Genomic DNA, 18,660 nt, shown 5'->3' with positions numbered 1-18,660 from the left:
ATTATGCTTTAATAGCCTTTTTGAACAACTAATACTACTCCGATGATTATCAATCCAAGTCCGATCCAACGTGTAACGGGTACGTGTTCGTGGAATATCAGTACGGCGGCAAGCATCCCCATCACGTAGCTGAGACTAATCATCGGGTAGGCCATACTTAATGGATAGTGCTTGATAATGTACATCCAAAGGAGCGATGACACACCGAAACAAAGTCCGCAGAGGGCAAACCACACATTGGTGAACGTGCGCGCGAAAAACTGCCAAGACCAACTGAACGTGCCGATCTGCTGTAATGAGATCTTCAACGTTACTTGACCCAAGGCCAACAATGCTGATTGCAGTAAGGCTAATGGCAATAATCCCCACATAATTCACAAATTTTCGCGTCGTCAAGAACGACTGATTGGCCGTTGTTATCACCACTCAGGAAGATGCATAAGCTTGTTTCGTCTTGCTCGTCATATAGACCTACAAGTGCATTACGGCTTTCTCCCATTTCGATTTGCAGTTGGGCATCGAGCAACGCACTGTGCAACGACTCCCGTCCGTGAGAAAACGTGTTGTTATAACCGTGCGAATGCGTGTAGATTGCAATGAGGCTACCGATCGTATTGTGTGTAGACTGCATAAAATGAGTGGGTTTCAGCAATTCTTCTCCGCGTTCCTTGATCTCTTTCAAGAAGCAAACTGTGTCGTGAACACAACCCATCGCCGTGCCCGTAACAATGGCATCTGGACTTGATATACCCACTCTCTGCAAGGTGACAAGTGCTGTCAGCAAGGCGCGTTTCAGTAAACTGCTCAATCGACGGGCCACCATCGGCGGAATCTTAGGCATTGTTTCGGGGGCAATATCTTGATACTTTACCACCGTTTTCACGTAAACAGGGCGGCGCTCGACCATTTGAGGTATCGCTTTCGCGTGCTCATAATCGGAGAGAATGAGTGAAGTATCGTTGCCACCGAACCCGAACGAGTTGCAGAGAACGTGCTGTAAGCGTCGGTTGCGGATGGTTTTCGTCACGGGTATAATGCCGTCCGGCATCGGCGTTTGCCAATGGAGTGTAGGCGGAATGAACTTGTTCTGAATGGCCAAAAGGCAAATTACCGCTTCGATAGCCCCCGAAGCACTCGTGGTGTGACCCGTCATCGACTTGGTAGACGATATGGGTGGCATTGCGTTTGCAAATATCCGTTGCAACGCCCGACACTCGCTGGCATCGTTGTTAGGCGTTCCCGTACCGTGAACATTGATGTAATCGATGTCCGATGGGGTCAAACTGGCCCTTTCGAGCGCCTTTGTCATAGCCCGAAAGGCTCCCTCGCCTTCATCCGATGAGGCCGTTTGATGGAATGCGTCGCACGCATTGCCCCAACCTGAGAGTACTGCCAAGGGCTTCACACCGCGTCGGTGGGCGCTCGCTTCGGTCTCCATCACGAGGAAAGCAGCGCCTTCGCCCAAGTTGAGACCGGCCCGATCGGCATCGAACGGACGACAAGGCGCCTTGTCGAGAATCATCAACGTGCGGAAGCCATTGAAGTGGAAGCGCGATAAACATTCGCTGCCGCCGACCACAACACGTTCGAATCGGCCGCTACGCAACAAGTTGGCGCCCACCAAAATGCTGTTGGCAGCTGACGAACAAGCTGTGCTGCACGTCGTAACCAAGCCCCAATCGCCGAAATAGGAGGCCATATCTTGCGTAGTCTTTCCACAGTCTCCGATGGCCGATTCGTCCTGACCGGCAACGTAACTAAGTTCTGTCAGATCCATACTTCCGACCGTCGTGCCGGAGATCAAAGCCGTAGTTGCTAAATGATTAACCGTTAATGACGCTGCGTTTAACGCTTCTTTGAGTGCCAATATACCGTTAATCGTCGTGCGACTAACAGTTAGTTGCGATGCGTTTAACCGTTGTTTGATTTCCGCATTGCTCATTTGCACTTCGCCGACAGGATATTCGCGGTGCTCGGTAGCTAAAAATCGCACGCCACGAATGCCTTCCCGACCTTCGAGTAGGGCCTGGCAAACCTCTGTCTGATTGTTGCCGATGGCTGAAACGATGCCGGCGCCGGTGATAACGATCATTGTTTGCTGTGGGTTTTTATGTAATCGGTCATCGAATTGATGGAAGTGAAGATGGCTTTTCCTTCTTTCGGGTTGTCGAGTCGTATACCATACTCTTTCTCCATCAATACAATCAGCTCGAGTGCATCGATTGAATCGAGGCCTAAACCTTCACCGAAGAGCGGTGCTTCATCGTCGATGTCGGCAGGAGTCATCTCTTCTAACGACAGCGCTTCAATGATTTGCGCCTTTAAAGTGTCTTTTAATGTGTCCATATTTTATTTGTTTATAGTTGACGAGTGAACGAGTTGGCAAGTTGACGAGAGGCTTCCGCCTTGTTAACTTGTTTACTTTGTCTACTCATTTACTTCTCCTTGCCTCCTTGTTTACTCGTTAACTTATCTCCTTATTTACTGTATATAATCCGAGCGAAGCCTCGAAATTGTCGTCATTATCATATTGAATCCACCCACCGATGATTTTATCTGTCTCGGCGTCATCGAATGTCGACGTGATGATTCGGTGGAAAAGCGTCTTGTTGAAAGTACTAAGTGCATAGTAAGCTGTCTCTCCGTGAATCTTGTGTCGAATGGCAATCTCGCCCGTTACGATGTTGGGCAGGGTGTAAACGAACACGGCCGGACTGGGGAAAAACTGCTGTTGGTCTTGTATCGTACGTTGATAGCGCTTGTCAGTAGCTAGACATCCGGTGTTGCCTACGAGTACGATAGCGCTGTTGGAGATGTCGATCGCAGGGTCGATCGTGGTGAGTAGGAGCTCAGTAGTGATGAATCCCAACTTGCTTAATCCGTCCATCTTGTGGAATTTTGGGTAATCGCCGATGTAGGTCTTATATAAATAGGTGAGACGAGTGGCTCCTTCGGGTACGTTCGGTATTGGTTTGTGGTCGCGGACGATATGGGTCGCACTGAGGTAAACGGTGTGCGAGATGTGGTCTCGCATACTTTTAACCGGTTCCTGTATGCGTTTCGCCGGTCCGTTGGTCCATCTTACGGCGGCATTGCAACCTCCGAAACCCGAGAGGAGCTTGATAAACTGGTGCTGATTGGTAGCTTCAAGGTTGTGAACGATGTTTACCGGGTGTGTCACTCCTAACTGTCGGAACCCTCGCGTGGGCAGAATGACACCCTCTTCGACGGCTTTCATTGAAAGGATCGTCTCTAAAACGCCGGCCGCTCCCAATGTATGTCCGTAGTAACCTTTCATTGCATTGACTGGAACTGATGTGAGACGGGCGCGCGAAAGGGCGATAGCTTCCATCTCATCGTTATATGGCGTGGCCGTGCCGTGCACATTGACGAAGGCGAGTTGCGCCTTGTTGCGTGGTAAGACATACTTCAACGCCCGGTAACTGCCCTCTCCTGTGCGTGAAGGACCGGATATATGGTTGGCATCATTACGAACAGCTGCGCTTTGGATGACCCAACTTTGCGGTCTCGTTCGTTTTGTTCCGCAGGCTTGCAGGACGATGGTTGCAGCGGCTTCGCCTAAGTTTAGCCCGCGCCTTTCGCTGTCGAAAGGTCGGCATTCGGCGTCGGACAGCGCCTTGAACGACTGAAATCCCGACACGATAAACTTGGAAAGGATATCGCATCCGCATACAACGGCACGACGATAATAGCCACGTTCCAAGAGTCTTTTGGCTATAACCTGAGCCGAGACACCCGAAATGCAGGCGTTGGAAACGACTACTACGGGGGCGTGAAAGCCGAAAAAGTTGTTGATTTGTTGTGCAGCCGCACAGATAGAAGCCCGTTCGCGGGGGATGTTCGGCTGCTGATCGGGGTCGAGGAGTTCGACATTGGCCTTGGTGGTAGATAAAATCAAGACCGTCTTTGCATTGATAACGCTGAATGAAAGTCGGTCGATGGCCTCGCGAATAGACAAGATGGCGAGTTTCTCAAACCGTGTATAAGCGTCGCCGTCAGGGCTGATGGCGGCGAAACGGGCCTCAATGGCTCCGTCGTCGAACATCGAACCGACAAACGATTCTGGCAATCCCCATAGGCTGTCATATCGTTTCAAGCGTGTATCTCCACGTTTTACGTGCTCGAAATTCTCATTGGTCGTCCAGCCGAGAGGCGAAGTGATATTATCGCTAATACATTCAATCATTGTTGTTTGCTATTATTGAAGACGTCCCAACGGGTTTGCCATGCGGCGTAAAAGTCGGGACGATACCACATCAGGCGGTATTGCTTGTCCATAAACGCCTGCACGCTATGGCCTTTTGCCATCAACTCGTCATCGGCTGAACTATGAATCTCGTAATCAAAGACTATTTTTGCTGCCTCGGTAGGGCGATAAATAATATCTACGCGACACTTCATTCCGTAGCGAATAGGCCTGAGATATTGGAAAGAAAGGTCGACAAGTGGAGCGAAACAGCCGTTATCGGCGATGGTCATATACGCTAATCCGAATTTTGCTCCGAATGCTTCGCGGGCGTCTTCAAAGTAAAGCGCGTACGAACCGTGCCACACTACGTTCATCGAATCAACCTCGCTGAAACGTATTTCAAACTCTTTGGATGCTGTCAATGTTGCCATTTGCAATGCGTTTACGGGTCAGATGGTTTGTTCGGCGAGTGCAATTTTGATCTGTGTCGTGGCAATTTGCTCACCATCTACTTGTATCTCGGCCGACGCCAAGGTCATTCCCATTACGCTTTCTTCGACATCGACGGTGGTGATGAGCGTTTCACCGACACGCGGTTCGCGAGAAATCACGAGATTGCGCACGGCTCCGATGTAGCCGATCTGCACTGAATGGCGAAGAATATACTTGTTGATGAAACCCAGACGAGCGGCACATGACTGTGCGATATTCTCGATCAGGCCTGCTGCTTTGAACACACCTGCTTCGCAAAACAGATTGTCTTCCGGAACGGTGAAACTGCAAACTGTGCGCGTCTCATCGTAATGCAACAAGCGATCGATCATCACAAAGGGCGGTTGTTGCGGCAACAGCGTGTGTATGTCAATGCTCTTGAAAGGCGGAAAATGATTCGGTTGCATCTGATTCATTTATTTTTAGCATTGGGATCGGCCCAAAAGTCGAAGAAGTTAAACCACTGCGTGGGATACGCCCGCACGGTTTTCTCTACCCAAGCGGCGTATTGCTGTGCGATATTTTCGATCAATTCGTGCTTGGAGACGTCCTTTTCGGGCATCGAAAGACGATGAACGAAAACGTGATAACGACTGATAGACTCCTTCATAACAAAGATGGCGAGGGCCGGAACATTGCGTTGGGCGATTGTTGCAAACGGTCCCATCGGGAATTTGGCCGTCTGTCCGAAGAACATACACGGCACCGTGCGCTCTGACCCGTGGCATCTATCGGCCGGCATACTTACTATTTCGCCGTCGCGCAACGCCCGATTGATGGCGAATAGATGACTCATATCTGGGCGAATGGGAATCATCCGGATGTTGGTTCGGCCGAACTGGAGCGTGCGATTGGCCATAACAGTCTCTGTTTCGCCAGCAAAGACAATGGCATTAATCGGCTTTTGCTCGGAGACAAGGCTGTAACCGGCCATCTCGTAATTACCCGTATGGGCGCTGAGCATCATAAACGAATCCGGCTGTGCGGCCAACTTGGCAAACGACTCATAATCGTCGACGTCTATCCGGAATCTTTTGCCGGCGTAAGTAGCAAACCGATCGATCATCACTTGCCCGAAACGGAAGAAGTTCTGATAGGTCATTGCAAACGCACAGAATCTTCCGCAGCCGATACGATGCCTGAAAAAGTTATACGATGAACGGAATCCGCGTCCAAAAATCATATAGAACGGCACGACAACCGCTACTCCCGCGTAATAGATGCGGAGGTTAAGAAACCGGAAACAGTTGATGAGTTGCTGCTGCATCCACCTGTTGCCGTCGGTCGATCCTTGCCATTCTTGCTGCATCAGGCGTTCACTTTGCGCTCGATATAATCACAGAAGTCTTTAAGGGTGACAACTCCCGACATCTCCTCGGGCTTGATTTTGAAGCCGAAGTTGTTCTCGACGATCACCACGATGTCTACAAAATCCAAACTGTCGATGCCGAGATCGTCTTTCAGTTTGCCCTCGGGCTTGATCTTTTCTTCATCGATTTCGAGATCCTCAATCAAAAAATTACGTACCTTTTCTTCTATTTCTGCACGTGTCATAATATTTGTTTTATTTTAATGTAACATCTAATATTGTATGTCCTTGGCCCAATCCGTCGTGGACTTCGGCTACTCGGAGACCCGCATCAGCAATCAATCGGATCATATCATCGCTGTGATACATTTTCGAGTTGCCGTTGGCCATTACCGTGAAATAAACGCTTGTCATCGTGAGACACAGTGAGGCAGGTTCGAAACGCTGTCGATCCCAGAACGTTTCCATAATCAACAGATGCGTATTGGCTGTCATTGCCTGTGCTGCACGACGCAGGATACTGCTGATTTCGGCCTCGGAAAAGCAGTCGAGAAACTGACTCATCCAGATGATATCCCACTGGCCGCGGGGCAATTCGCTACCCTCATCGAGCAGATTGGTGGCAAAACCGGTGATGCGATCGGCTCCGGCACACTCTGAAACATTGTTCTTCATCATCTTGATTTGCCCGGGCAGGTCGACGATTGTCACCTGCACGTCGGCATCGAAGCCCACACAGCGCAGCGCGAAACGTCCCGTATTACCGCCGACATCCATCAAACGCTTGGGCTTTCGAGTGAAAACGATGGGCAAGGCTTCGTCGAACGAGTGATCACTGTAAAAATGATCGAAGCTGAACCAGCTCTCTTGCACTTGCTTAGGCAAATGAGACAGCCCTTCGTAAATCGTCGACCATTGGCCTAAAGTCTTCAAACCGGCAGGCTTACTGCGGCGAAGCGCCTCCTCTAAATAGAACATTCCGCGGTAGTTGACATCGTGATTGAAATTGAGATTGACGCGTGTGGCAGGGTCGGTGAGTAAAAACCAGCCCGTCTTCGACAATGTGAAGCGGTCGGTTTCAGCGTCTACGAGAATTGTTCCTGCACTCAGTGAGGCATCCGTAAGTATCTTCACGGCGTATTCTGACAACTTCGTATGCTTCGAAATGTCGCTCACGGTGAGTCCGTCACGGTTATCGCGCAGCAGATCGAGTATGCCCAACTTCACCATTAGGCGTGAAACTTGAAACACAATAGGTCCCCACGCGATGAGTTCAGCCTGCCGTTGCGCTTCACGCGCTGACAGATGCTCTCGCGTATAGGCGTCGGCGATGGGAGGAAATAGATTCATTGGTGTTGCCGTTTAGGAATAATGTCTGTTCAACCGGTATGAGTCGATTACTCGCGATTAAATACATCGTCGTTTGATTCACGTTTCACCTTCTTGGCAGAAAGGAACTTTGCGAAATCTTTTCCATTCTTTTCACCGGCATCTCCGATAAGATTCTTGAAGGTTCCGAATGTTCCTCCCTTAGGCGAATCCCATTGCACGACGGCGATTTTACGGCCGCCTTTATCGGTAAAGATATATTCTGCCGATGCCTGTCCATTGCGATCCAATCTGTTATAATCCACAGTCAACTTATAATCGGCTTTCTTCGATGTGAATACCGGTAGTTTCTTGCGATCTGCTATCTTGTTATAGCCTTCGATGAAGCGATAAAGAAGCTCGGGTGCAAGACTGCGATTCCATTCGTCTTTGAAGTCTTTGTAGTTGCGATTACTGAATTCTCGTTGTTCTTTTTCCATAAACTCAGCATAGGGAAGTCCCTGCACGACGGCGTTCTTGTACTCGAACACGACTTGAATGGCTTTTATCTGTGTTAAGTTTTTCAGCGAACCGTCGATCAATCGTTGTGCATTAGCACAAAGCGTGGCTGTGAAAGCCAATGCTAATAATATCACCTTCTTCATATCTTTATTGTATTTTGAATAACCAAAGCGCTGTTCGTGCCGCCGAATCCGAATGAGTTGGAGAGCACGGTATGCAGTTCTGTCTCTACGGTTTGCGGTGCAATGTGTAACGGTGCGGAGTATTCGTCGGGGTTTTCAAAATTGATGTTGGGTGCAACGAAGCTGTTTTGCATCATCAAAATGCTGTAAACGATCTCGCTGGCACCTGCCATCCAGCACTCGTGACCGGTCATACTCTTAGTCGAAGATATCCAAGCGCGACGTCCGGAGAACAGTCTTGCAAGAGCTTTTGCCTCAAACATATCGCCCTGCGGCGTTGAGGTGGCGTGCGCGTTGATGTAATCTACATCGTCGGGTGTGATTCCTGCGTCGGTCATTGCACGTTGCATCGCCAACACACTACCGTCGTCCGAGGGCTGAGAGATGCCCCCTCCGTTACTCGAAAAGCCGTAACCGGTTACTTCGCAGAGTATTTCGGCACCGCGTGCAACAGCGTGTTCGTAGTCTTCAAGTACCAAAGCGGCAGCTCCTCCACTCGGAATCAGTCCGTCGCGATCGCGATCGAAAGGCCGAGATGCCTTTTCTGGCTCGTCCATTCGTTTGGAGAAAGCATTCAAAGCATCGAAAGTGGCCATCGAATAGCAATTAACCTCTTGCGCGCCACCGCATAGAACCATCTCTTGCAGGCCCTGGCGGATCATCATATAACCGAGCCCAATGGAGTGACTGCCGCTTGCGCAGGCTGCACTTATGGTAAAGTTGACGCCGCGGAGATGGAAAATGGTGCTGAGATTCATCGTAACTGTCGAGTTCATCGATTGAAAAATATAACCGCTTCCGAGCAATGCCGAGTCGTGTTTGGCATCCATTATACGGGCGGCTTCAATCACCGGCGTAGACGAAGAGTCGTTGCCGAAGATACAACCGATTTCGTTTTTCAGCATATAAGCATCGTCGATACCGGCCATTCTGAATGCTTCGCGACTCGCCATAAAGGCATATTCGCCTTCTTCGGGCAGTCCTGTGCGCACGCGTCGGTCGAGAAGACCTTTTAGTTTGGGCCGTTCTACGAGGCCGGTCAGCCCCGATTGATAGCCGTATGTCAATCGGTCGCGATCCAATCCGATGCCACTGCGCCCCGCTTTGAGGCTTTCCGTTACTTCGTCGATATTCTTTCCGAGGCATCCCCATAGTCCGATGCCTGTGATCACTACTCTTTTCACCATTATCAATACATTCCTCCGTTAATGCCGATAACTTGTCCTGTGATATAAGCCGCCTCTTCTCCGGCGAGGAAAGCGACCAAAGCTGCCACTTCTTCGGGTTTACCGAAACGGCCGACAGGCACGAGTCGTTTAAGTTCCGACTCGTTCAGGTCTTTCGTCATATCGCTTTCTACAAAGCCGGGAGCTACTGCGTTGACTGTGATTTTACGCGGAGCAACCTCTTGCGCCAATGCTTTCGTTGCGCCGATAAGCGCTGATTTCGAGGCCGAATAGTTCACCTGGCCAGGTAATCCTTTCAATCCCGAGAGCGACGAGATGTTGACGATGCGCCCGTCACGCTTTGTCATCATCCGCTTTAATAGTCGGCGCGTGGTGTAGAAGAATCCGTTGAGCGTTGTGTCGAGCACTTTTTGCCACTCGTCATTCTGCATAAAAATCATTAAGTTATCACGACGGATGCCTGCATTGTTCACCAATACGCCGATGAAATCATCAGGATGGGCATCTTCCCACGCATTAATGGCCTGCTCGATTTCCTCCGGTTGCGACACGTCGAAACGTAAAAGCTCGGCTTGTCCGCCCGCTTTCTCTATCTCGGCCTTTGTTTCCGTGACTGCCGTTTCATTCTGAACATAGTTGATTACAACGGGAATGCCAGCCTGTGACAATCGAATGGCGACGGCCCGACCGATTCCTCGGCTTCCGCCTGTTACCAAAGCATATTTCATTTTTTCAAGTATTCTATTACGTTTGCTATTTCTTCGTAGAACGGTGTGTCCTCAACAAACTTGGGACAAATATCTCTTACCTTATTATATATAGCTCTTGTAGCGGGTGCTAAATCGTCGGTAATGGCCAGACAATCCGTCGCCTGTGCCAACGCAATCATCTGAATGGCCATCACTTGATAAGCATTTTCGATCACTTCTTTGCATAATAGCGCGGTGTTCGTGCCCATACTTACGATGTCCTGATTGTCGTTGTTGTTGGGAATAGAGTGTACATAGTTGGGCATTGCCAGTGTCTGACACTCTGCCGTGGTAGAAGTGGCTGTGAATTGGCAGGCCTGCATTCCGTAGTTCAGTCCTAACTTACCGAGGTTTAAGAATGGAGGCAGGATGCCGTTAATGCGGTCGTGGAAGAGATAATTTAGTTGCCGCTCGGTCGTCATAGCAAGTCTTACCACGGCAATCTTCACTTTATCCTCTTCCAACGATATGTAATCGCCGTGGAAATTGCCGCCGTGATAAACGTTGTTCGTATCGGGATCGATGACGGGATTATCACAGGCAGAGTTCAACTCTTCGTCGATGACCTGATGGGCAGCAGTCAACGTGTCGTAAACAGGGCCAAGAATCTGCGGCGTACACCGTAGAGAGTAGTACGCCTGTACCTTATCGCGGAACACTTTCTCCGTATGTCGGCCCTGCGCATACAGTTCGTGTTCGCGCTTTACGAGTCGTTTACTGCCCTGTGCAACGGCTCTCATCCGTTCGGCCATTGCTTGCTGACCGGTGTGCCGGCGACAAACGTTGAGCCGTTCGTTCATCCAGTCGTCGTAAGAAGCCGCTATTTCGTTCATCCAAACGGCTGAAATCACGCACCAATCCAATAGCTTTTCGGCATAGATTTGATTGACAATACTGATTCCGGTCATCACGCTTGTGCCGTTGACAGCCGACAAACCTTCACGGATATAAATCTGAATAGGCTTGATATCATTCTCTTTCAGCACCTCTGCCGTAGGTCTCCACGTACCCCGGTAATGCACTTTCCCCTCTCCGATCAACGTCAGTGCGATGTGGGCCAATTGTACAAGATCGCCGCTCGCACCTACACTTCCGTGGCGGGGAATGAATGGATAAATGCCCGCATTAATCATTTTGACCAGCGTTTCCACCACACTCGGGTGAATTCCGGAATGTGCTTGGACGAAAGTTCCTACTCGGGCGATCATCGATGCCTTGACATATACATCCTCAAGCGGCTCTCCTGCGCCCGTGGCGTGACTGCGAATGATGTTGTATTGCAGATTTTTCAGGTCTTGATTGTCCACTCGCCATTGTGCCATTGGCCCAAATCCGGTATTGATTCCGTAGATAATCCGATCCTCGGCAAATGTTTTCAGAAAATCGTAACAGTGCCGGATATCTTGATAAATACCGTCATCAAGCACTACCTTTTCATCATAGAAAAGGTTTCTTTGAACCGAATTGACGGAAAACACACGTTCTTTCATATTCTTCTGACTATTCTCTCGGCAGCTCTCTATCTTTCTTCTCCCTCCATATGACGTGATAGAGCTTTGTTCTAATTGATTGCAAAGGTAGAGATTAATTTTTAAAATACCAATATCTTTCAGTACTTTTATCGGTGTTATACCGAAAAAGGAAAACGGCAAATCGTAATGTGCTTTCCAACTAACGGTTAATTATCTTGCGAAAAGCCGTTAAACGACGGGTAATTAACGGTTAAATGCAAGGCGATTAACGGTTATTTGGAAAGCACTTTGCATCTTATTGATAGTCAATGAGATATGGGGATGCTTTGATCTGTATTCTTGTGCTTTTCTGTTCGGGTCGAAATGAGTCTCTGTTTACAGATCTCCATCCCTCTAACTTGGGGGCTCAGCGGGGTGAGTACACTTATTCTGGCTTACGAGAAGAGAGGAGTAACTTTATGATTTGAAACATAATTAAACTCGATAACCGATTTTTATATAATAAATTGAAATAAAAGGCGTTGTTATCAATGTGCTGAAACGAGTAGGAATCATAGGGATGTTGCTGGCACTTGCTGTCGGAGAGGCAAGGGCGCAGTATGATGTGGCGTTCAGTCACTACTTTGATATGGAACCGTCGTTCAATCCTGCCGCAGTGGGTAAACAGCAGTTGCTGAACGTGTCAGGGGCTTTTGCGCTCGACTTTGCAGGTTTTAAACACAATCCACGTACGATTTATGTTGCAGGAGATGCTCCTTTGCCTTTTACTAAGGGAGCACACGGGGCAGGATTGCAACTGACAGATGAGAAGATCGGGTTCTATACGCACCGGCGATTGGCTATGCAATATGCTTATAAACGGCCTTTCGGAAGCGGAACTGTGAGCTTCGGCATACAAGCCGGACTGCTGAATGAAGACTTAGATGCCACAAAAGCGGATGCAGAAGACAGCGGAGATCCGGCTTTGTCGGGACAGAAAGTGAGCGGAAACGGGCTTGATTTCGCACTCGGTGTGTATTATATGCATCGCAAATGGTATGCAGGCCTCTCGGCACAACATATCAACCGACCTCGGATCAGCCTCGGAGAGAAATCGGATTTGCGAATTGACGGGACGTATTATTTCACTGCCGGATACAATATCGGACTGCGAAATCCGTTCTTGAAGATAAAGACTTCGCTGCTGGCTCGTACTGATGGAAAGAGTTATCGGGGAGATGTGACCGGCCGATTGGTCTATCATCGCGAAAAGAAAATGCTGTATGCGGGCATTGGTTTCAGTCCGATGAACTCGGTAACGGGTCTTGTCGGCGGTACGTTTCACGGTGTTGTAGTGGGTTATAGTTATGAACTTTACACCTCGACAATCTCTCCCGGTAATGGCAGTCACGAGTTTTTTGTGGGCTATCAATGTCCTGTCAATGTCTCGGGAAAGGCGAAGAATAAACATAAAAGTGTGAGAATACTCTAAGAAAATGATGAAAATAAAAGGCATTATTATGCTCGGTGTCCTGTCGCTGACCTTCATTCTGACAGGATGTTTCGGCTCGCGGTCCTCGTCTTCGGGCTCTCGGGGCGGTGAAGTGGTAGGAGTGAGTGGTCGGGTGATGCCCGAACCCACACCGTATGGGATGACTCGCATCAACCGCGGGTATCTTCGGATGGGGCCGGAAACGCAAGACAGTCTGTGGGGTAATGATCTTTCACAGAAAGATGTGTCCGTAGACGGCTTTTGGATGGATGAAACCGAGGTGACGAATGCCAAGTATAAGCAGTTCGTAATGTGGGTACGCGACAGCATTTTACGTACTCGCTTAGCCGATCCGGCGTATGGTGGAGACGAGACTTATATGATTACGGAAGATCGGGAGGGTAATCCTGTGCCTCCGCGGGTGAATTGGAAAAAGTCGTTGCCGCGTAAACCGAATGAAGACGAACAGCGAGCTTTTGATAGTATGTATGAAACTAATCCTGTAACCGGCGAGAAGTTGTTGGACTATCGGCAATTGAACTTCCGCTATGAGATATATGATTATGCCTCTGCTGCGCTTCGTCGCAATCGGATTCGGCCCGAAGAGCGTAATCTGAATACGGATATTGCAGTGAATCCTGATGAAGTGGTGATGATATCTAAGGACACGGCGTATGTTGATGAAGATGGTCGGATTGTCTCGGAAACCATCGATCGGCCACTTAACGGGCCGTGGGACTTCCTCAATACTTATATCGTGAACGTCTATCCCGACACGACTTGCTGGGTGAATGATTTCAAAAACTCGGACAATGAGATTTATTTGCGCAACTATTTCAGTAATCCTGCCTATAACGATTACCCTGTTGTGGGCGTTACTTGGGAGCAAGCCAATGCCTTTTGTGCGTGGAGAACGGAGTTCCTTTTAAAGGGATTAGGACCCGAAGCACGCTATGTGCAGCGCTATCGGTTGCCTACCGAGGCTGAATGGGAGTATGCCGCGCGAGGCAAAGAAGGCAAAGAGTTTCCGTGGGAGATACAAGATGTGAAGACCGGCGACGGCTGTTTCTATGCCAATTTCAAACCCGACAGAGGCAATTATACTAAAGACGGCAATCTGATTACAAGTAAAGTGGGAGTCTATTCATCCAACAGTAACGGGCTGTATGATATGGCCGGCAACGTGGCAGAATGGACCAGTACGGTTTATACGGCCTCGGGCGTAGACGCAATGAATGATTTGAACCCGCAATTGACTTATAATGCTGCTAAGGAAGATCCTTATCGATTGAAGAAAAAGAGTGTTCGCGGAGGGTCGTGGAAGGATCCTGAAACCTTCATTCGCAGTGTGTGGCGCTCGTGGGAATATCAAAATCAGCCGCGTTCGTACATCGGATTCCGTTGCGTTCGCAGCTTGGCGAACACCGTTAGCATTAAACCGAAAAAGGGAAAGAAATGAGTTCATACAGCAAAATCAATGTAATCTATCGGCTGCAAAAGTGGATGGATAGCGTGCCGGGGCAGACTTTCCTCAACTATGCATATAGTTGGGGGGCCTCGATAGTGATTCTTGGTACCTTATTTAAGCTCACTCATTTGCCCGGAGCTAATCTGATGCTCTTCATTGGGATGGGAACGGAGGTGTGTGTGTTCTTTATTTCGGCTTTCGATAGGCCTTTTGATAAGACTGCCGACGGCCGAGACATTCCCGTACACGTCACGGATGAATATCTGAAAGCATCCGAAACGGATATGGAAATACCCGTTTCGGTAGTTCAGCAGACGCCTCCCGTACCGCAAAAGACGGTTATGCGTCCTGCCGAAACGTGGATTTCACATCAGCAGGAAGTGTCGCCCGAGTTAGCTGAAGCCACGGCCGACTATGTAGATGCATTGCAACGGCTTACAGAAATGTTATCGAAAGTGGGCGAACAGAGTGCTCGTCTCACCCGCGACAGTGAGGAAATGGAAAATCTTAACCGTACTTTAACGGGCATTTGTAAGGTTTATGAGATGCAACTCAAAAGTGCCAGTCAGCAGATCGGCACCATCGATCGTATCAACGAACAAAGTAAGCAGATGGCGGAGTATATCGAACAACTCAATGGTATATATAATCGGATGATCGAAGCGATGACAGTGAATATGCGAGTCACGGCTTCCAATACTCCTTAATGTGGCAGATAAACATACGTGTAGTCGTCCGTTTAATTCTCGAACAATAATGGCAATCAAGAAAAGACCGGTCTCTCCTCGTCAGAAAATGATTAACCTGATGTACGTTGTACTGATGGCGATGTTGGCTTTGAATGTCTCTACGGAGGTGCTCAACGGCTTTTCGATTGTCGAAGACAGCCTCAACCGCACCACGGTCAACGCTACCCGTGAGAACAAAGCTATCTACGGCGACTTTGAATCACAGTTGAAGGCCAATCCGACAAAAGTCAAAGTGTGGTTTACCAAGGCCACACGGGTGCGCGAAATGAGCGATTCGCTCTTCGATTTTGTCCAAAGTCTGAAAGAGAAAATCGTGCGCGAGGCCGACGGAAAGGATGCAGACGTTGGGAATATCCGCAATAAAGAAGACCTCGAAGCAGCTAATCGGGTGATGCTTGCACCAGGAACGGGACAGGGAAAACGCCTTTTCAAGGCCATCAATACTTATCGGGAGCGTATTCTTTCAATGCTGACCGACCCGCAGAAAAAGGCTGTTATCGAAAGCAATCTTACCACTCGGTTATCCCGAAAGGCACATACGATGGGGCGAAACTGGGCTGAATATATGTTTGAAGATATGCCTGTGGCTGCCGCTGTGACGTTACTCAGCAAGCTGCAAAGCGATATTCGTTATGCCGAAGGCGAAGTTTTGCACACATTGGTAGCTGAGATAGATATCAAAGACATTCGAGTCAACAAGCTACAAGCGTTTGTCATTCCCGAATCTCGTACTGTGGTGAGTGGCGATCAGTTTGCTGCACGCATCGTGATGGCGGCTGTCGACACCACGCGTCAGCCTGAAATCTATATTGGCGGACGCCGAATGAACTTGCCGGGCGGCCTTTATCGTTTTACGACAGGCAGTGTGGGAGAGCACAGTTTCGGTGGATTCATCGCAATGCAGACTACCAATGGCGGGTTCATTCGTCGTCCGTTCGTGCAGAAATATACCGTAGTGGCACCGAGTGCGACGGTCTCTGCCGACTTGATGAACGTTCTTTACGCCGGTTATGATAATCCGTTAAGCGTCAGTATACCCGGAGTTCCGCTCTCGAATGTGACGATTCGTGTGGAGGGAAGCAGTTTCCGAACTGCCGAAAAGGGCCGTTTTATCGTGCATCCGACAACTGTCGGGCGCGATGTAACCATTACCGTGCTCTCCACACAGGGCAATCGGGCTCGCGAAGTGGGGCATTTCGCATTCCACGTACGCAAGTTACCAGACCCGACAGCCTATATTCAAATCGGTGCTGACCGTTTCCGGGGTGGCACTTTGTATAAAGCCGCACTTGTCGGAGCGCAAGGCATCAAGGCTGCTATTGATGACGGTATCCTTGATATCGACTTTCGGGTAACCGGTTTTGAGTCAGTCTTCTTCGATAATATGGGCAATGCCGTGCCTATGACATCTAACGGTGCACTGTTTTCAGACCGCCAGCGTGACGCTTTGCGTAAACTCGCACGCGGCCGACGCTTCTACATCTCGCATATCACGGCTGTCGGTCCTGATGGAATTACCCGTAGACTGCCCGCCTCGATGGAAGTGATTGTAAAATAAGTCTTCTTTGCTTAACAGACAAGCCATAAAATGAAAATAGAATGATGAAAAAACTCATAGCAATCTTGTTGCTCGCAACTTTCGTGCAGACATTGTTTGCTCAGCCCGAAGCCCGTCGTCGCGAGCAGCAAACAGCCCGGAAACAGCGTAACGAACGCCTTACCACACGCGCACAAATCTCTTTTCCTGTGGCGGAAACGATGCCCGAGGACGTTGTTTGGCGGCGAGACATCTATCGAGAAATCCGTCTTGACGATGAACTAAACGCCGGATTGTATTATCCCGTGGAGCCGGTGGGTGGACAGATGAACCTCTTTTGCTATCTCTTCAAATTGGTGTTGAGCGGCAATGTGCCTGCTTACGAATACCGACTTGATGGCAATGAAGTCTTCGCCGACAGCTCGCGTGTTAAGCCTTTGGCCTTTCTTGACAACTATCATATCTTTTACGAGCGTGTGGGTAAGGGCATCCACTTAGACGACAGTGATATTCCCTCACGCGAAGTAAAAGGCTATTATATTAAGGAGAGCACCTTTTACGATCAGACTTCGGCCACTTTTCATACGCAGGTATTGGCACTTTGTCCGATAATGGAGCGTGAAGACGACTTCGGTTCGACATCTACCAAATACCCATTATTCTGGGTTCGCTATGCAGATCTGGCCCCGTTCCTTGTCAATCGTACGATAACAGCGAGCAGTCTTAACAATGCTTCCGTGATGACACTTGATGATTTCTTCACCGCCCATCGCTATCGCGGCAAGATATATAAGACTAATAACCTGCTTGGAAAGACTTTGGCACAGACTTGTCAGACAGATTCGGCGGTGGCAAAAGAACAGAAACGCATCGAGAATGAGATGAAAGCGTTTGAGCAAAGGATGTGGGGCGATCCGCAAAGAAAGGCTATGTCCGACAGCATCGCTAAGAATAGCGCATCGGGTAAGGAGAAGACGACTGTCAAAAAAGGACGGCGTGTCCGCTCGGCAACGGCCACTGTCAAGGCCCGTCGTACCAAGTCGGAGAAAACTTCGACAGCTTCGCCTGCCCGTGTCTCCGTTCGTCGCGAGCGCCATTGATGTCAATCTTTCCCCGAAAAACATTTCGGTGCTTCTCATCTCAGTCATAATGGATAAGGACTTTATGTCGTAATCGATGTGTTGACGTGTCTCAAAAAGTGTCAAGAGAACCTTTTTTTATTGTAATTTTCAGTGAGTCAGAGATTTTCTTCTTATCTTTGTTGCGTTTCAAATAAGCGTCTTGCATAGGGATTTACCATTGCGAGGCGGAGTCAAAAACCTAAAACTTAGAGAGATATGAAAAAAATCACAGCAGTATTTACATTGGTTGCAGTGCTGATGTTTGGTCTTTCCGTACCTGTTCAAGCACAAGTTCAGTTCGGTGTTAAAGGCGGTTTGAACGTCGGCAGTATGTCTTTGAACAATGATTTGCTCAAAGCCTCCAACCGTACGGGCTACTATTTCGGTCCGACCGTTAAGTTTACGCTTCCCGTTGTGGGTATAGGCATCGATGCAGCAGCCCTCTATGATCAGCGCGAAACTAAACTTTCGAATGACAAGTTGAAAGAAACCTCATCGTTTGAGAAGACTGTTAAGCAGCAGCAAATTGTCGTTCCGATCAACCTGCGGTATAATATCGGACTGAGCAAGATGGCTGCTCTGTTGTTCTATGCAGGTCCGCAGTTCGGCTTTAATGTAGGAGACAAGAATGAAAGTATAGACGGTAAGCGAATAGATTGGCATTTCAAGAATTCCAATTTGAGTATTAACGCCGGTGCAGGAGTGATGTTACTTAATCACCTTCAAGTCTCAGTGAACTACAATATAGCGTGTGGCAAGACAGGTGAGGCCACGGTCGATAACACCATCGATGCTATAAAAGCCCGCAACCACGCGTGGCAAGTAGGTGCAGCGTATTATTTCTAACCGATGATTGATCGTCGATAATCTTTCTAACTCTTCT

19 protein-coding genes are annotated in these 18,660 nt (G+C 48.9%); 6 read left to right on the top strand and 13 right to left on the bottom strand.

Going from position 1 to position 18,660, the window contains the following annotated elements; genetic code table 11:
• Positions 1–8 precede the first annotated feature (8 nt).
• From RWY97_RS05325 to flxA, 13 genes are all read right to left on the bottom strand, one after another.
• Positions 9–371 (bottom strand): EamA family transporter, encoded by a 363-nt coding sequence (locus RWY97_RS05325; RefSeq protein WP_024992062.1) that lies wholly within the window; start codon positions 369–371, stop codon positions 9–11.
• Positions 350–2,092, bottom strand: coding sequence for a beta-ketoacyl synthase N-terminal-like domain-containing protein (locus RWY97_RS05320; RefSeq protein ID WP_315565950.1), 1,743 nt, complete (start codon positions 2,090–2,092; stop codon positions 350–352). Before RWY97_RS05320 ends, RWY97_RS05325 begins: the two co-directional genes overlap by 22 nt.
• Positions 2,089–2,346 (bottom strand): phosphopantetheine-binding protein, encoded by a 258-nt coding sequence (locus RWY97_RS05315; protein ID WP_021583934.1) that lies wholly within the window; start codon positions 2,344–2,346, stop codon positions 2,089–2,091. Before RWY97_RS05315 ends, RWY97_RS05320 begins: the two co-directional genes overlap by 4 nt.
• Before the next feature lie 118 nt (positions 2,347–2,464).
• On the bottom strand, positions 2,465–4,207 hold the full coding sequence (locus RWY97_RS05310; protein ID WP_315565947.1) for a beta-ketoacyl synthase N-terminal-like domain-containing protein: 1,743 nt from the start codon (positions 4,205–4,207) through the stop codon (positions 2,465–2,467).
• Positions 4,204–4,641: an acyl-CoA thioesterase gene (locus RWY97_RS05305; protein ID WP_314739913.1), complete on the bottom strand. Its 438-nt coding sequence runs from the start codon at positions 4,639–4,641 to the stop codon at positions 4,204–4,206. The genes RWY97_RS05310 and RWY97_RS05305 overlap by 4 nt, the downstream gene beginning before the upstream one ends.
• Before the next feature lie 18 nt (positions 4,642–4,659).
• The gene (locus RWY97_RS05300; protein WP_314739963.1) at positions 4,660–5,109 is read right to left on the bottom strand and encodes a hotdog family protein; all 450 of its coding nucleotides are present in this window, start codon (positions 5,107–5,109) and stop codon (positions 4,660–4,662) included.
• A gap of 5 nt (positions 5,110–5,114) precedes the next feature.
• The gene (locus RWY97_RS05295) at positions 5,115–6,011 is read right to left on the bottom strand and encodes a lysophospholipid acyltransferase family protein (RefSeq protein ID WP_315565945.1); all 897 of its coding nucleotides are present in this window, start codon (positions 6,009–6,011) and stop codon (positions 5,115–5,117) included.
• Positions 6,011–6,256: an acyl carrier protein gene (locus tag RWY97_RS05290; protein ID WP_021583943.1), complete on the bottom strand. Its 246-nt coding sequence runs from the start codon at positions 6,254–6,256 to the stop codon at positions 6,011–6,013. The genes RWY97_RS05295 and RWY97_RS05290 overlap by 1 nt, the downstream gene beginning before the upstream one ends.
• Positions 6,257–6,266: 10 nt before the next feature.
• Positions 6,267–7,361, bottom strand: a complete 1,095-nt coding sequence (locus RWY97_RS05285; protein WP_315565943.1) for a FlxJ family methyltransferase — start codon at positions 7,359–7,361, stop codon at positions 6,267–6,269.
• A 47-nt stretch (positions 7,362–7,408) separates the two neighbouring features.
• On the bottom strand, positions 7,409–7,984 hold the full coding sequence (locus RWY97_RS05280; protein ID WP_315565942.1) for a hypothetical protein: 576 nt from the start codon (positions 7,982–7,984) through the stop codon (positions 7,409–7,411).
• Complete coding sequence (locus tag RWY97_RS05275) at positions 7,981–9,210, bottom strand: beta-ketoacyl-[acyl-carrier-protein] synthase family protein (RefSeq protein ID WP_315565940.1); 1,230 nt, start codon at positions 9,208–9,210, stop codon at positions 7,981–7,983. The genes RWY97_RS05280 and RWY97_RS05275 overlap by 4 nt, the downstream gene beginning before the upstream one ends.
• 2 nt (positions 9,211–9,212) lie before the next feature.
• Positions 9,213–9,938, bottom strand: a complete 726-nt coding sequence (flxB, locus tag RWY97_RS05270) for a flexirubin biosynthesis SDR family reductase FlxB (protein WP_315565939.1) — start codon at positions 9,936–9,938, stop codon at positions 9,213–9,215.
• Positions 9,935–11,449, bottom strand: a complete 1,515-nt coding sequence (flxA, locus tag RWY97_RS05265; RefSeq protein WP_315565938.1) for a flexirubin biosynthesis tyrosine ammonia-lyase FlxA — start codon at positions 11,447–11,449, stop codon at positions 9,935–9,937. The genes flxB and flxA overlap by 4 nt, the downstream gene beginning before the upstream one ends.
• Before the next feature lie 514 nt (positions 11,450–11,963).
• On the opposite strand from flxA, the gene RWY97_RS05260 reads away from it, so the two are divergent.
• The 6 genes from RWY97_RS05260 to RWY97_RS05235 all read left to right on the top strand — a co-directional run bounded on the left by RWY97_RS05260 (position 11,964) and on the right by RWY97_RS05235 (position 18,623).
• Positions 11,964–12,902 carry a PorP/SprF family type IX secretion system membrane protein gene (locus RWY97_RS05260; RefSeq protein WP_315565936.1) on the top strand — a complete coding sequence of 313 codons (939 nt, stop codon included), beginning with the start codon at positions 11,964–11,966 and terminating at the stop codon, positions 12,900–12,902.
• Between the two features lie 7 nt (positions 12,903–12,909).
• Positions 12,910–14,361 carry a T9SS ring complex lipoprotein PorK/GldK gene (porK, locus tag RWY97_RS05255; RefSeq protein ID WP_315565998.1) on the top strand — a complete coding sequence of 484 codons (1,452 nt, stop codon included), beginning with the start codon at positions 12,910–12,912 and terminating at the stop codon, positions 14,359–14,361.
• Positions 14,358–15,077 carry a type IX secretion system motor protein PorL/GldL gene (gene porL, locus RWY97_RS05250; RefSeq protein WP_315565934.1) on the top strand — a complete coding sequence of 240 codons (720 nt, stop codon included), beginning with the start codon at positions 14,358–14,360 and terminating at the stop codon, positions 15,075–15,077. Before porK ends, porL begins: the two co-directional genes overlap by 4 nt.
• A 49-nt stretch (positions 15,078–15,126) precedes the next feature.
• Entirely contained in the window at positions 15,127–16,677 is a 1,551-nt protein-coding gene (gene porM, locus RWY97_RS05245; RefSeq protein WP_273174990.1) for a type IX secretion system motor protein PorM/GldM, read from the top strand.
• Positions 16,678–16,721: 44 nt separating this feature from the next.
• Positions 16,722–17,756 (top strand): type IX secretion system ring subunit PorN/GldN, encoded by a 1,035-nt coding sequence (gene porN, locus RWY97_RS05240; RefSeq protein ID WP_039876303.1) that lies wholly within the window; start codon positions 16,722–16,724, stop codon positions 17,754–17,756.
• Between the two features lie 237 nt (positions 17,757–17,993).
• On the top strand, positions 17,994–18,623 hold the full coding sequence (locus RWY97_RS05235) for a porin family protein (protein WP_315565931.1): 630 nt from the start codon (positions 17,994–17,996) through the stop codon (positions 18,621–18,623).
• Positions 18,624–18,660 lie beyond the last annotated feature (37 nt).

Origin of the sequence: Hoylesella pleuritidis, assembly GCF_963541955.1 — a bacterium.
Lineage (GTDB): Bacteria > Bacteroidota > Bacteroidia > Bacteroidales > Bacteroidaceae > Prevotella > Prevotella pleuritidis.
Note: the sequence above shows the minus strand (reverse complement) of the source record. Positions and strands in the feature narration are given on the sequence as shown.